This is a genomic window from Kitasatospora sp. NBC_00240, assembly GCF_026342405.1.
Taxonomy (GTDB): domain Bacteria; phylum Actinomycetota; class Actinomycetes; order Streptomycetales; family Streptomycetaceae; genus Kitasatospora.
Window position 1 is genome coordinate 8,068,951 of sequence record NZ_JAPEMU010000001.1, and the last position, 13,770, is coordinate 8,082,720.

12 protein-coding genes and 2 pseudogenes are annotated in these 13,770 nt (G+C 72.2%); 5 read left to right on the forward strand and 9 right to left on the reverse strand.

Annotated elements, in window-relative coordinates:
- Positions 1 to 174: 174 nt before the first annotated feature.
- Positions 175 to 549 carry a hypothetical protein gene (locus OG689_RS34620; RefSeq protein ID WP_266324946.1) on the reverse strand — a complete coding sequence of 125 codons (375 nt, stop codon included), beginning with the start codon at positions 547 to 549 and terminating at the stop codon, positions 175 to 177.
- 128 nt (positions 550 to 677) lie between these two features.
- Positions 678 to 1,274: a TetR/AcrR family transcriptional regulator gene (locus OG689_RS34625; protein ID WP_266324947.1), complete on the reverse strand. Its 597-nt coding sequence runs from the start codon at positions 1,272 to 1,274 to the stop codon at positions 678 to 680.
- A gap of 68 nt (positions 1,275 to 1,342) precedes the next feature.
- Between OG689_RS34625 and OG689_RS34630 the strand changes: the two genes are divergently transcribed.
- Positions 1,343 to 2,515, forward strand: a complete 1,173-nt coding sequence (locus OG689_RS34630) for an FAD-dependent monooxygenase (RefSeq protein ID WP_266324948.1) — start codon at positions 1,343 to 1,345, stop codon at positions 2,513 to 2,515.
- Positions 2,516 to 2,577: 62 nt separating this feature from the next.
- Here the strand turns inward: OG689_RS34630 and OG689_RS34635 are convergent.
- Positions 2,578 to 2,964 (reverse strand): annotated as a pseudogene (locus tag OG689_RS34635) (helix-turn-helix transcriptional regulator); the annotation flags it as partial.
- Between the two features lie 203 nt (positions 2,965 to 3,167).
- Here OG689_RS34635 and OG689_RS34640 point away from each other — a divergent pair.
- Together OG689_RS34640 and OG689_RS34645 are read left to right on the forward strand one after the other, a co-directional pair.
- A pseudogene (locus OG689_RS34640) lies at positions 3,168 to 3,604 on the forward strand (VOC family protein).
- A gap of 314 nt (positions 3,605 to 3,918) precedes the next feature.
- Entirely contained in the window at positions 3,919 to 5,016 is a 1,098-nt protein-coding gene (locus OG689_RS34645; RefSeq protein WP_266324950.1) for a winged helix DNA-binding domain-containing protein, read from the forward strand.
- A 79-nt stretch (positions 5,017 to 5,095) separates the two neighbouring features.
- Here the strand turns inward: OG689_RS34645 and OG689_RS34650 are convergent, their stop codons facing one another.
- From OG689_RS34650 to OG689_RS34660, 3 genes are all read right to left on the reverse strand, one after another.
- Positions 5,096 to 5,527 carry a transcriptional regulator gene (locus OG689_RS34650; RefSeq protein ID WP_266324952.1) on the reverse strand — a complete coding sequence of 144 codons (432 nt, stop codon included), beginning with the start codon at positions 5,525 to 5,527 and terminating at the stop codon, positions 5,096 to 5,098.
- The gene (locus tag OG689_RS34655; RefSeq protein WP_266324954.1) at positions 5,524 to 6,369 is read right to left on the reverse strand and encodes a hypothetical protein; all 846 of its coding nucleotides are present in this window, start codon (positions 6,367 to 6,369) and stop codon (positions 5,524 to 5,526) included. The genes OG689_RS34650 and OG689_RS34655 overlap by 4 nt, the downstream gene beginning before the upstream one ends.
- A 248-nt stretch (positions 6,370 to 6,617) precedes the next feature.
- Entirely contained in the window at positions 6,618 to 7,901 is a 1,284-nt protein-coding gene (locus tag OG689_RS34660) for a hypothetical protein (RefSeq protein WP_266324956.1), read from the reverse strand.
- Positions 7,902 to 8,523: 622 nt separating this feature from the next.
- Between OG689_RS34660 and OG689_RS34665 the strand changes: the two genes are divergently transcribed.
- Positions 8,524 to 9,897, forward strand: coding sequence for a glycoside hydrolase family 27 protein (locus tag OG689_RS34665; protein ID WP_266324958.1), 1,374 nt, complete (start codon positions 8,524 to 8,526; stop codon positions 9,895 to 9,897).
- Positions 9,898 to 10,000: 103 nt separating this feature from the next.
- Here OG689_RS34665 and OG689_RS34670 read toward each other — a convergent pair whose 3' ends face one another.
- Positions 10,001 to 10,672 (reverse strand): TetR/AcrR family transcriptional regulator, encoded by a 672-nt coding sequence (locus tag OG689_RS34670; protein ID WP_266324960.1) that lies wholly within the window; start codon positions 10,670 to 10,672, stop codon positions 10,001 to 10,003.
- 136 nt (positions 10,673 to 10,808) lie between these two features.
- Here OG689_RS34670 and OG689_RS34675 point away from each other — a divergent pair, with 136 nt between their 5' ends.
- Entirely contained in the window at positions 10,809 to 11,438 is a 630-nt protein-coding gene (locus tag OG689_RS34675) for an SRPBCC family protein (protein ID WP_266324962.1), read from the forward strand.
- Positions 11,439 to 11,805: 367 nt separating this feature from the next.
- Here the strand turns inward: OG689_RS34675 and OG689_RS34685 are convergent, their stop codons facing one another.
- Both OG689_RS34685 and OG689_RS34690 read right to left on the reverse strand, forming a co-directional pair.
- The gene (locus tag OG689_RS34685) at positions 11,806 to 12,015 is read right to left on the reverse strand and encodes an acyl-CoA carboxylase epsilon subunit (protein WP_266324966.1); all 210 of its coding nucleotides are present in this window, start codon (positions 12,013 to 12,015) and stop codon (positions 11,806 to 11,808) included.
- Positions 12,016 to 12,087: 72 nt separating this feature from the next.
- On the reverse strand, positions 12,088 to 13,689 hold the full coding sequence (locus tag OG689_RS34690; RefSeq protein ID WP_266322927.1) for an acyl-CoA carboxylase subunit beta: 1,602 nt from the start codon (positions 13,687 to 13,689) through the stop codon (positions 12,088 to 12,090).
- Positions 13,690 to 13,770 lie beyond the last annotated feature (81 nt).

The following is a 13,770-nucleotide window of genomic DNA, read 5'->3' on the forward strand; positions in this document are numbered from 1 at the left end:
CCCTATTGGAGACGGCGGGCCGTTGCGGTGGCGTATGCGATTTTCGATACGCCCGCGATACACGCGCGGCCGGCCGCCGCGGCCCCGCCAGGCGTGGGGTCGGCCGTTCTCGGACGGTGACGAGGTCGGCCGCGGGGAGCACGCCGTCCAGGATCCCTCACAGCCCAGGACCCCTCACAGCTCGGTCAGGATGTCCTGGTGCGCCCCGTCGAGGACGAAGCCGTTGTCCAGCCGGACCCGGACCGTCACCCGGGCCCCGCGCTCCCGGTACGCGGTCCATTCCGGCTCCAGCCCGGCGAGCTGCGCCTCCAGCCGCTGCCGGCTCGCCACCGGCATGGTGTGCGCGTAGTCCTCGAACAACGCCCTGAGCCGCTGGTACTCGCGCACGTCCTCGCTCTGCGGGAGTTCCCCGTCCACCCGCTCGACGGTGCCCTCGATCCCGGCTCCCAGTGAGAGGAAACCGACGACGGCCCCGGGCTCCCCGGCGAATGCCTCACCGATCCCGAGGTCCTCGGCCAGCCTGACGCGTCGGCCTTCCTCCAGGGTCATCCGTTCTCTGCCTCTCCGTCGATCGGTGCCGCCGGCACGGCCGGCCTGCGGACCCGGTCATTATCCGCCGGACGCCGTCGGCGCGTGGCGTACGGGGGCCGCGAGCAGGCCGGCCGTCCGCGGCTGCGTCAGCCGGAGGGCCGTGGGTCGAGACCGTCCAGCAGGACGGTGAGGTAGGCGTCGACGATGCCGGGCGAGGACGGCTCGGCGCGGGCGACGGCCAGGGCGGTGGCGCCGATGAGGGCGGTGGTGACCGCGGGGTCGAGGTCGGCGCGGACCCGGCCGTCGCGGCGTGCGCCGTCGGTCATGGCCTCGACGGCGCCGACCAGGTCGGCGCGCAGTGCGGTGGTGGCGGGTAGGTCGAGACCGGTGAGCTGGTCGTTGATGGCGTGGTGGGCGCTCTGGAAGGCGATCAGCTCGCGCAGGAAGGTGCGCAGGGCCTGGTAGGGCGTGGTCGCGGCGAGCAGGTCGCGGGCGCGTCGGACGACGGGTTCGAGCAGCTGGGCGACGGCGGCGTCCAGCAGGGCGTCCTTGCCGCCGAAGGCGCGGACGACGGTGGCGGCGCCCAGCCCGGCGCGCTGGGCGATGGCCTCGACGGTCAGGGACGCACCCGGTTCCGCCAGGAGCGCCGTGGCGGCGGCCAGGGCGAGGTCCCGGTTGCGCACGGCGTCGGCGCGGCGTTTCGGTGCGGGCGGGGGGCCCGGCCGGTCGGAGGGCGTTGACAACTGAAATGCTCCTTCCACATAATTATCTGGAACGTGTATTTCACTTGAGTCTAGCGGGAGGAGCCTCCATGAACGAGCGGATCCTGATCTCCGGAGCCGGCATCGCCGGACTCACCCTGGCCCATTGGCTGGCCCGGTACGGCTTGCGGCCCACCGTCGTCGAGCGCGCCCCCGAGCTGCGCGCCGGCGGCAACGGGGTGGACCTGCGCGAGGACGCGGTCACCGTGGCCGAGCGGATGGGCCTCATGGACCGCGTCCGCGTGCTGGCCACCGACGTGAACGGCATCAAGTTCGTCGATGCCGCCGACCGTGCCGTGGCCCGGATCAGCACCCGCGACACCGCTTCCGTCGAGGTCATGCGGGGCGACCTGGTCGCGCTGCTGCGCGAGGCGGCCGGGGACGTGGAGATCCTGTTCGGCGACGCGATCCAGGCCCTGCAGCAGGACGACCACGGCGTGACGGTCACCTTCGAGCACGCCCCCGCCCGCCGCTTCGACCTGGTGATCGGCGCCGACGGCATGCACTCCGACCTGCGGCGGCTCGCCTTCGGCCCCGAGAAGCGGTTCGTCCGGCACATGGACCACTACTTCGCCTTCGCCAACGCCGACGGCGGCCTGGGTGAGGACCGCTGGGTGACGATGTTCAACACTCCGGGCCGGATGACCGGGATCTACCGGTCCGGCAACCACACCCAGGCCAAGGCCTACTTCATCTTCCGCTCCGAGCGGCTGACCCACGATCACCGCGATGTCGCCGAGCACAGGAGACTGGTCACCGAGGCGTTCGCCGACCAGCCGTGGCAGCCCGCCCGGGGCCTGCTGGAAGGGGCCCTGGCCGACCCCGACTTCTACTTCGACGCCCTGGGCCAGGTGCACATGGACGCCTGGTCCGACCGCCGCGTCGGGCTGGTCGGCGACGCGGCCTGGTGCGCCTCCCCGGCCTCGGGCGCCGGCGCCGAACTGGCCCTGGTCGGGGCGTACCGGCTGGCCGGGGAGCTGGCCGCGGCGGGCGGCGACCACCGGGCCGCCTTCGCCCGCTACCAGGCCGCGCACCGGCCGCTGGTCGGGCGCAGGCAGCGGATCGGCCCGAACGTGCGCCTCATGGTGCCCAGGTCCGAGGGCGGCCGGTGCGTGCGCGACACCCTGCTCCGGTTGCCGCTCATGAACGCCGCCGGGGCGATCGAGAGCCGCCTGCGGGCCCGCGCCACCGAGCCCCTGCCCGTCTACCGCCGGGCCGCCTGAAGCGCCGGCGGCCGGTGGCCCGGCACCCGCCCCGCCCGCCCCGCCACGCCACGCCCGCCCTCGACGGGGGTGACCTGGAGGGCGTCGATCCTTCCGCGCAGCCGGGCCGGCATCACCTGCCGGACGGTGTTCAGGGCGCGGGCCGCAGCTTCCTCGACGCCCGCGGCGGCGCCGGTGGCGACGGCACTTCGGAGGGCGACGGCGAGGGCGACGGCCTGCTCGTCGTCGAACAGCAGTGGGGGCAGTTCGGCGCCGGCGCCCAGCCGGTACCCGCCGTCGGGGCCCTTGACCGCCACGACGGGGTAGCCGAGTTCGCGCAGGCGGTCGACATCGCGGCGTACGGTCCGCGCACTGACGTCCAGCCGCTCGGCCAGCGCCTGCCCCGGCCACTCGCGGCGGGCCTGGAGCAGCGAGAGCAGCGAGAGCAGTCGCGCCGAGGTCTTCTGCATGGCTTCCATGATGGCCGGGGAAGCGGACAGAAGCTGGCCGCTTCCCCTGCGAGTGTGGTCACCGAGCAGGGCGGGCAGGCCGATCCGATCCCCGTGATCGTCCTCGGCGGTGCGGGCAGTGGGCCCCACCGTCACGGCCCCGCGGTCGGAGCGGCTGCGCAGGACACCGCCCGGCAGGACGAATCGAGAGGCTGGGAGCCCATGTGTCCGTCAAAGCCGTGACCCACCTGAATTTCCGGGGCGACGCCCGCGCGGCGCTCGCGTTCTACCGGTCCGTGTTCGGCGGGCACGAGATCGTGGTCACCTACAAGGACGCCGGGAACGTCCAGGACCCTTCCGAGGCGGGCCAGGTGATGTGGGGCCAGGTGGCCGCCGACAGCGGTTTCGCCGTGATGGCTACGACGTGCCCTCGCGCCTGCCGTGGAACCAGGGCGAGAGCGCGTTCTTCGTCTCGCTCCGCGGCGAAACCGTCGAGGAGGTCACCGGGTACTGGGAGGGGCTCGCCGACGGCGCGACGGTCGTACAGCCGCTGGCGCCCGCGCCGTGGGCGCCCTGCTACGGAATGCTGAAGGACCGGTTCGGCGTCACCTGGGTCGTGGACGACGTCAGCCAGTACGCCGGCGAGTCCGACGGCTCCTGACCGTCCGGGCCCGGGCGGTGGGCAGCCGCCGCCCGGGCGACGCCGGCGCCGGTGGCGGGCCGGGCGACCCGCCACCGGCGGGCCCCGCTACGCACGCGGGCCCCGCACCCCACCGATACACGATGTGAAGGCGAGGACGGAGCAGTGAGGACGATGACCACGCGCATGCCGGGCGGGAATCCAGGTGGCCCCCCGTGGCCTGAATCCCCACCGGCCCGTACCCACCCCGTGCTCACCCACCCGGCCCGCACCCACCCCGTGCTCACCCGCACCGCGCCGCGCCGATCGGCCGACGAGTACACCGCGGTGCGCCGATGACCGTTCTCGGCACCCGGGCGCTGGGCCGCGCCACCCTCGCCCGCCAACTGCTGCTCGACCGCGCCGACCTGCCGGTCCTCGACGCCGTCACGCACCTCGGCGGTCTGCAGGCGCAGGAACCGCAGGAGCCGTTCGTCGGGCTCTGGTCCCGGCTGCGGGCCTTCGACCCGGCGACCCTCTCGGCCTTGCTGACCGGGCGGGCCGTGGTGCGCACCCACCTCATGCGCCGCACCGTCCACCTTCTCGGCGCCGACGACGTCCTGGCCTGGCGCGCCCGCCACGACGCCATGCTGCGCCAACGGGTGCTCGGCACCTACCGCCGCGAACTCGCCGGGACGGACCTCGACGAACTCGCGGCAGCGGGCCGCGCGGTGATGGCCGACGGGGAACCCCGCTCGATGGGTGAACTCGCGCGGGCAGTCGCGGAGCGCTGGCCGCAGCCGGGGCCGAGACCACTGGGCGAAATGCTGGTCGCCGCCCTCCTGCCGACGGCGCAACTGCCACCGCGTGGACTGTGGCGGACGAAGGCGGGTGTCCGCTACGCCATGCTCTCCTCGTGGCTCGGGCGTGAGATCGACCCACCCTCCGCCGACCCCGCCGACCCCGTGGGCCAGGCACTCGTACGGCGCTACCTCGCCGCCTACGGCCCCGCCGCCTCCGCCGACCTGCGCGCCTGGTGCGGCCTCGCGGGACTCCCGGCCGCGGTCGCCGCACTGCGCGGGGAGCTCGTCACCTTCCGGGACGAGCGGGGCCGGGAGCTGCTCGACCTCCCCGACGCACCGCGCCCCGACCCCGACACACCCGCCCCCGTGCGGTTCCTGCCCGCGTTCGACAACGCCGTCCTCGGCTACCACGACCGCACCCGGATCATCGACGACGCCCACCGCGGCCTGTCCGTCGCCGGGACACGGGTCGTCCTCCTCGACGGCCGGGTCGCCGCGACCTGGACCGCCGAGGCGGACACCGTGCACGTCACCCCGCTGCGCCCCTTCACCCGAGCCGACCGCGACGCGGTCACCGAGCAGGGGCAGGCGCTGGCCTCGTTCCTCTCCGAGCACGGGAGGCGCCGCGTACGGATCGCGTCCTCCCGCTGAGCCGGGCACCGCTTCGACGCGCGCCGGCCGGATGTCCCCGGGCCGCCGGGGGCGTCCACGGGGTGCGGGCCGAGGGGCCTCACCCGGTGGGGGGCGGAGCAGGGATCGCCGGCCCGGCGTAGCCGCCGTCACCCTCGCCTGCGCCCTCGCCCGCGTCCTCCGAACCGCCCGCGTCCAGGCGGCGGACCAGGAGACGCAGCGCCCGCAGCTCGTTCTCCAGTGCGCGGGCGCCCCCGCCGGTCAGCGCGATCCAGGTCCGGGGGCGACGTCCGGCGTACCCCTTGAGCACGGTGATCAGGCCGGAGTCCTCCAGCACCTTGACGTGCCGGGACAGGTTCCCGTCGGTGACCCCGAGCTGGCTCTTCAGGAAGCCGAACTCCACCTGGCCGGCCTCGCGCGCGATGGCCAGGATGCCGAGTCGCACCCGCTGGTGAACGGTGTCGTCCAGGGTGTGGGTCGGGTGCAGCTCTTCCCCGTCGCTCCGCTCCCGGGAGGCTCCCTCAACGCTCATGCAGCGACCGTACTCGACCCGGCGGTCGCGTCACCGGTCACCCCGGCGGCCCTGCGCCGGGCCACCGTCCGCTGCGCCAGCCCCGCGAGGAGCAGGACGGCCGCCAGCAGCAGCGCCTTCAGCTGTGGGCCGTCGGCCCAGCCGGCACGCTCCGGGTGCACCCAGGGAAGCCAGCTGCTGCCCCAGGACGCTCCCAGAAAAGTGGAGAGGAGGACCGTGTGGACGAGGCCGGCACCGACCGTGATCCAGCTGCGTTCGAGCAGGCCCAGCGCGACGAGCCCGACGCCCACCAGGTACCACGGTGATGCGTACCTGTTCTCCAACAGCATGATCTCCCAAGGCTGTTCCCTGAACCACAGGAGTGCGAAGAGCGCGGCGAGGACCAGCGCCGTCGCGGCGGCGGTGATCCGCGTCCAGGCGCCGAGGCGGGGAACGATCCCGCGGCTCTCGCCGCGGCTCCGGTACCAGCGGGCGCAGGCGACCCAGGCCAGCGGGAGGACGGCGAACCAGACTCCCCAGGCCGCGAAGTTCAGGACGGACCCGTCGAACTCGTCCGACCGGCAGGGGTCGCCGGGGCCGTGGACGACACAGAGCCCGGTCAGTTCGGCGTACGCGAAGGCCGGGTAGGACTCGACGCTGCGTCCGCTCGCGCCGAAGTTGAACGCGTGACGCGCGATCGGGGCGGCCGCCAGGGTCAGCAGACCGAACCCCACGAGCGCCGACCACGAGCCGTCGAGCTGCGTACGGACCCTGGCCCGCAGCTTTTCGGTCCCGGCCAGCAGCTGGGCGGGTCCGATCTGCGCCCCCGACCCCTCCGTACCGCTCACGACGGGTGTTCCCATGACGTACCCCCTGGTTGACGCACCGTCAGGCGCGGAAGAACAGGTGCCGATGATGGCCCCCGATCAACTTTGCAATGCAAAGTACCTGGCAGTCAAGAGTTTGCTCGGGCGATTGCTTCCTGAGGTCGCGTCAGTAGGCCTCTGGACGGCGGGTCTTGAACCGATCCGGTCGTTCGCACTCCTCGGCCGTGGCAGGTCCCGGTGGCGGTCACGGTGCCTCCTCCGCCGGGACCCGTGTCTCCGCGGGCTCAGCCGGCCGGGCCGAGGAAGGACGCCCAGCCGCCGGCCGGGGCCTGGCCGACGGTGAGCGTGCGCAGCTTGCGCAGGGTGGACTGGTCCTGGACCTCCAGCCACTCCACGAACTGCCGGAAGGAGACGAGCCGGACGTCCGGCTTGCTCGCGATGGTCCGCATCGTCTCCTCGACGGCATCCATGTAGATGCCGCCGTTCCACTGCTCGAAGTGGTTGCCGATGAACAGGGGCGCCCGGTTGGTGCTGTAGGCGCGGTCGAAGGCGGCGAGGTACGAGTCCCGGGCCTGGGTGCGCCACTCGGGGTACTTGGCCGGGTCGCCCTTGGTGCTGGCGGCGGACTGGTTGGCGAGGATGTTGTAGTCCATCGACAGCACCTGGAAGGTGTGCCCGGGGAACGGCATGCCCTGCAGCGGGAAGTCCCAGATCTTGCCGTCCTGGACCTTCTGCGGCCAGATCTGCAGGCCGCCGGGCGAGCTGGCGTCGTACTTCCAGCCGAGCTTGGCGGCGGTCGGGAGCAGTGCCTTCTGCCCCTCCAGGCAGGGGGTGCGGCCGCCGATCAGCTCCTTGCGGTAGTCGAAGGGCAGTGGGTCGACGTCGGTGAAGCCGGTGTTGGTCCGCCACTGGGTGACGAAGGAGACCGCCTGCTCGATCTCGCTCTCCCAGTCCTCGGAGGTCCACTTGTTGACGCCGTTGCCGTCCGATCGGGTCGAGCAGAAGTGCCCGTTGAAGTGGGTGCCGATCTCGTGGCCGGCCAGCCAGGCCTGGCTGATCAGCTTGACGGTGTTCCGGACGCCGTCGGCGGAGAGGTAGGGGATGTCGGAGGCGCCGACGGCGTGTCCGGGCGGCCGGTAGAGTGCGGACTTCTCCTTCGGCAGGGTGTAGATGCCGGACAGGAAGAAGGTCATCGTGACCTCGAGCTCCGCCGCCAGGTTGAGGAACCGGGTGAACTGCTGGTCGCTGGTGGCGCCCGCGCCGTCCCAGGAGAAGATCACGAACTGCGGCGGCGGCTGGCCGGGAACCATCTTCGCGGGCTTCGGCTGGTTCGGCTGGGCGCCGGTGTCGGCGGTGGAGCCGTCCCCGATCGGCGTGCTCCGGCCCGCGCCCTCGGTCGGTCCGCCGCTTGCGCTCGGACCGTTGCCGCCGGCGGCGGCCGGGCCGTCCAGCGGATTTCCCTCCACGTCGACCGATCCGGAGCGGGGAGGTGCACAGGCGGCCACTGCCTGGAGGGCGGCCGCTCCGGCGGTGGCGATCAGGACGGTTCTGCGAGCGATGTCGGGCACGGTGCCTCCGAAAGGCGCTGGGCGGACGGTGCGGACGGCCCCGGACACACGGGTGACGTCGGGACCCTGCCGGCCGGTGACGGTCGATCAGGTGATCACCCGTTAGAGAGGCGGCAGAGGTCCCCCCATCCCGCCCTGTTGCCGTCCCGTGACCGCAATGGAACACAATCGGACATCGCCGCCCGGATCGTCACCTGCCGAGTCGGCCTGTCGTTCCGTCGGCCTGCCCTCCCGGCCGCGACCGGCCCGCTCCGGGCGGAGGCGACCCGTCCTGCCTGGTCAAGACCGTCCGGCGGGCTCCCCTGTCGGAGGCCGTCCGAGCGATTACGAGGGAACGACTCTGACGGAGCGTCAAGAACATCTGTGCGTCCGGTGCCTTGACGCCACGCGCGCCAGGGTCTTCCATGTCACTGCGAGTCGGAACCTGTTGGATTGCGTCTCCTTCTGTTTCGCTGACTCCGCACACCTTCGCGCCTGGCGTCCACCCACCGCCCGGCTTCCCCGGCCTGGTCCGGTCAGGCCTGGCGCCACGCCTTCACTCCCGGCCTGTGCCCTGGTGCGCCCGGTTCCCGACCATGCGCCGGGCCGGCACGTCCGGCCCCCACCCACGCAAGGAGCGCTCATGTCCCACCGAGAGACCCGCCCCGGCCGCAGACCGCTCGCGGCGACCGCCGTGCTCATGCTGCTGGCGGGCGGCGGAACCGCCGTCACCACCCAGCTCACGGCGGCGACCGCGAGCGCCGCCACCGTCCCGCTGGCCGCCACGCCGCCGATGGGCTGGAACCCCTGGACCTACCTGCGCTGTTCGGGCACGATGAACGAGAAGACGGTCAAGGCGAACATCGACGCCATGGTCACCAGCGGCCTCAAAGCCGCCGGTTACGCGTACGTCAACCTGGACGACTGCTGGGCCGCCCAGCAGCGTGGCGCCGACGGCCGGCTGCAGGCCGACCCGGTGCGCTTTCCGAGCGGCATCAAGTCGCTGGCCGACTACGCCCACGCCAAGGGGCTGAAGTTCGGCGTCTACTCCAGCGCGGGCACGGCCACCTGCGCCGGTGTGGGCCCGGGCACCAAGGGCTTCCCGGGCGGCCAGGGCCACGAGGCGGTCGACGCCGACACCTGGTACTCCTGGGGGGTCGACTACCTCAAGTACGACGCCTGCAACTCCACCCCGCCCGCGGCGAACGACCCCGAGAACAAGGCGCGTTACCAGGCCATGGGCGACGCGCTGAAAGCGGCCGGCCAGCGCTACGGGCGGCAGATCGTGTACTCGATCTGCGACCCCGTACCCAGCGCCCCGACCTGGGCGCCCACGATGGGCAACCTGTGGCGCACCACCGGCGACATCGGCCGCAAGTACGGCTCGATGACGGCCAACTTCCACGAGAACAGCAAGCTCTCCGCCTACGCGAAGCCCGGCGCCTGGAACGACCCGGACATGCTGCTCACGGGCAACTACCACATGTCCGACAACGACCCGGCCCGGCCCGGTCTGAACCCGGTCGAGGAGCGCAGCCAGTTCAGCCTCTGGGCCGAGATGGCGGCCCCGCTGATCATCAGCACCGACCTGCCCGCCCAGCTCCAGGAGAAGGCGGCCGGCGTCGAGCGCGGCAGGACCACCTTCGACGTCCTGCTGAACAAGGACGTCATCGCCGTCGACCAGGACCCCCTGGGCAAGCAGGGCACCGTCGTCTCCCGGGTGGACCTGCTGCCCCCGCTGCCGAACAACAGGGTGCGCGACCGCCTGGACGAGCGCTTCGCCACGGTGCTGACCAAGCCGCTGGCCGACGGCAGCCGCGCCGTCACCCTCACCAACGAGGGCGACACCGACCGGGCCATGTCCACCAACACCACCGAGATCGGCCTGCGGGGCGCCGACAACTACACCGTCAAGGACCTCTGGACCAAGCAGGTCACCGTCTACACCGGCTCCTACTTCCACTTCACCGTCCCCGCGCACGCCACCGTCATGATCACGGTCACCCCGACCAACTAGGGCAGGCCCTAGCCCTCCGGTGGGCGGGGCCTGGCCTGACCTGACGATGCAGCCGGCCTGCGGAACAGCAGGGGGACGCCTCCCGCCGGCCACCGGGTCGGGCTCACTCCGGCAGCGTCAGCAGGCCGTCCAGTTCCGCGGCGAAGAGCAGGGCGGGGTCGAACCCCATGCCGGTGAAGTGGCCGGCGAGTTCGAGGGACAGTACGCCGTGCAGGCGGGTCCAGAAGGTGAGAAACCGGTGGAGGGCGGCAGGGGTGGCCGGGTGGCCGCCGGCCCAGTCCCGGTGGTCCGCCAGGTGCCTGCCGAACGAGGCCGGGGAGTCGGCCGAGGTCCGGGAGTCGGCCGGGGCGAGCGCCGTGCAGGCGTCGACCAGGATGGTCATGATCTCGGAGGAGACGGCGGTGGTGTCCTCGGGCGCGTGGTAGTTGGGGACGGGGGTGCCGTAGATGAGGAAGTACCGCTGGGGATCCGCCAGGGCCCAGTCGCGCAGGGCGTGTGCCAGCCCGGCCAGGTCGGCGCCCGTGGCGGCAGCCGCGCGGAGGGTGTCGGCGAGGCTTCGGTACGCCTCCCGGACGAGTTCGGTGATCAGGTCGTCGCGGCTGGCGAAGTAGCGGTAGAGCGCGGGTCCGCTCAGGCCCATCTGCTTGGCGATCGCGTTGAGGGAGAGCGCGGACGCCCCGGCCGTGGCGATCTGCTTCCAGGCCTGTTGCACGATCTCGGCGCGTACCTGGATCCGGTAGCGCTCGCGCGGGGTGGTTGCGTCCGTGGTCACCACAGCCTGCCCTTCTCCAGTCACAGCTACATGCTCATTGGTTAGTTAGAACCTATCACGAAGACTGTTGACCTTCCGCCCGGGTTCGAGTTACAACTTCTAACGAACGCGCAATCATCTAGCTATCCGGGAGGCCTCCATGCCCAGCAGTCGCGCCACCCTGCTCGCCGTCCCGCTCGCCGCCGGCCTCCTCTGCGCGGCGATCGCGCCCGCCGCCGCCACCGCACCCCACGACGACCGCCCCGGCGACTCCCTGACCTGCCGGGGGCAGGGAGTCGACCCCGACGCCCGCGTCCGCCACCGGGCCGAGATCGTGGTCCACGCCCCGCTGCGCACCGTCTGGCACCTGCAGGCCGACGTGGAGCACTGGCCGACCTGGCAGGCACCGGTCAAGACCGCGGAACGCCTCGACGGCGGCCCGTTCCGCAACGGCTCGGTGTTCCGGTGGACGACCCCGGTGCCGCCCAACCCCGCGACTCCCGCCACCGGCCTGGAGATCACCTCGACCGTCGAGCAGCTCCGGCGCGAGTCCTGCATCCGCTGGACCGGCCCGGCGATCGGTGAAGGCCTGCACATCGACGGCGTCCACGTGTGGAACTTCACCGAGGTCGAGGACGGCGTCCGGGTGACCACCGAAGAGACCCACACCGGCCCCCAGGTCGATGCCGACGTTCCGACGGCGACCGAAATCCTCCGACAGGGCCTCGAAGCCTGGCTGCGTGACCTGAAGAGCACCGCCGAAGCCCTCACCCACGACCGGCCGTGCTGACACCCGTACCGGAACGTCCCCGGCGCGGTCGGACCCGGCCCCGTTCGCAGTGGGCCTGCCCGCCGGTGCCCCGGGGGGGCGATCGCCGAGAAGTTCGCGATCGTCGGGCACTCGCAGGGCGGGCAGGCCGCGTTGTTCGCCGCCCACCACGCTCCCGAGCGGGTCGGGAGCGACCTGGTGGGGGTGGTGGCGATCGCCCCCACCAGGTCGCTCCCGACCCGCTCGGCCTGGTACGGCTCGGCACCACCGACACCGGGACGGGGGAGGGGTTCGCGTTCACCCCGTTGTTCCTGGCCGGCGCCGGCGCCGTCGCCGCCGGCCCGTCCGTGCCGCGGGCCGGAAGCCGTGGCCGGCCGGTGGTCGTCCGTCAGGCGGCCTGCTGCCAGCTGACCGGGGAGAAGTACGGCGGGCGGCGCTCCCGGCGCTGCCAGGTGGCGATCGGCTCGGCCTGCTCGGCCGCGGCGGCCTGCCGGGCTGCCGCGGCGCGGGCCATCAGCACGGCCGCCAGAGCGGCGAGTTCCTCGTCGGAGAGCGCGCCGCGGACGATGCGGACAAGAGGTTCGGCGGGAACGGCCATGATCCGGTTTCTCCAGGGCGGATGCGTGGTGTGTGGGGGTGACGCCGAACCGAGGGGCGCGGAACGGCACTGTCACATCGGCGGGTTGCCGTGCTTGCGGCTGGGCAGGTCGGCGTGCTTGGTGCGGAGCATGGCCAGGGAGGAGGCGAGCACGGCGCGGGTCTCGGCCGGGTCGATGACGTCGTCGACGAGGCCGCGCTCGGCCGCGTAGTACGGGTGCATCAGCTCGCTCCTGTACTCCTTGATCTTCTGCGCGCGCATCGCCTCGGGGTCGTCGGCGCCGTTGATGTCGCGGCGGAAGATGACGCCTGCGGCGCCCTCGGCGCCCATCACGGCGATCTCGTTGGTGGGCCAGGCGAAGGACAGGTCCGCGCCGATCGAGCGGGAGTCCATCACGATGTACGCGCCGCCGTAGGCCTTGCGCAGGATCAGCTGGATCCGCGGCACGGTGGCGTTGCAGTACGCGTAGAGCAGCTTGGCGCCGTGCCGGATGATGCCGTCGTGCTCCTGGTCGACGCCGGGCAGGAAGCCCGGCACGTCCAGCATGGTCACCAGCGGGATGTTGAAGGCGTCGCACATCTGGACGAAGCGGGCGGCCTTCTCGGAGGCGTTGATGTCCAGCACGCCGGCCAGCGACTGCGGCTGGTTGGCGATGATGCCGGTCACATGGCCGTCGATCCGGGCCAGCACGCACAGCACGTTGGTGGCCCAGCGCTCGTGGATCTCCAGGAACTCGCCGTGGTCGACGATCTCCTCGATCACCTTGCGCATGTCGTAGGGGCGGTTGCCGTCGGCGGGCACGAGGTCCAGCAGCGAGTCGTTGCGCCGGTCCACCGGGTCGTCGTTGACGCTGGCCGGCGGCATCTCACGGTTGTTCTGCGGCAGCAGCGACAGGAGGTAGCGGACCTCCTCGATGCAGCTCTGCTCGTCGTCGTAGGCGAAGTGCGACACACCGGAGACCGCGGAGTGGACGTCGGCGCCGCCGAGGCCGTTCTGGCTGATCTTCTCGCCGGTCACGGCCTGCACCACGTCCGGACCGGTGATGAACATCTGCGAGGTCTCGCGGACCATGAAGACGAAGTCGGTCAGCGCGGGGGAGTAGGCGGCGCCACCGGCGCACGGGCCGAGCATCACCGAGATCTGCGGGATGACGCCGGAGGCCCGGGTGTTGCGCTGGAAGATGCCGCCGTACCCGGCCAGCGCCGTGACACCCTCCTGGATCCGGGCACCGGCGCCGTCGTTCAACGAGATCAGCGGGGCACCCGCCGCGATGGCCATGTCCATGATCTTGTGGATCTTCTGCGCATGGGCCTCACCCAGCGCGCCGCCGAAGATCCGGAAGTCGTGCGCGTACGTGAACACGGTCCGCCCGTGCACCGTGCCCCAACCGACGACCACACCATCGGTGTGCGGCTTCCTCGCCTCCAGACCGAAACCCGTCGCCCGGTGCCGACGCAACGGCTCCACCTCACGGAACGAACCCTCGTCCAGCAGCAGATCGATCCGCTCCCGAGCGGTCAACTTCCCCTTCGCATGCTGCGCCTCGGTCGCCTGCTCACTCGGGCCGCTGCGCACCTTCTCGCGCAGTTCGTGCAGCTCGGCGACCCGCCCGCGGGCGTCGGCAGGGATCTCGGGGATCTCGTCACCGACCGGCGCCTCATGCACAACCGTCATCTCGAACCACTCCAAGGGTGAGGGAACCGTCCGAGTCCGCAGGCCGGCGATCCGCATCGCTGGGCGAACACATCTTCGGTT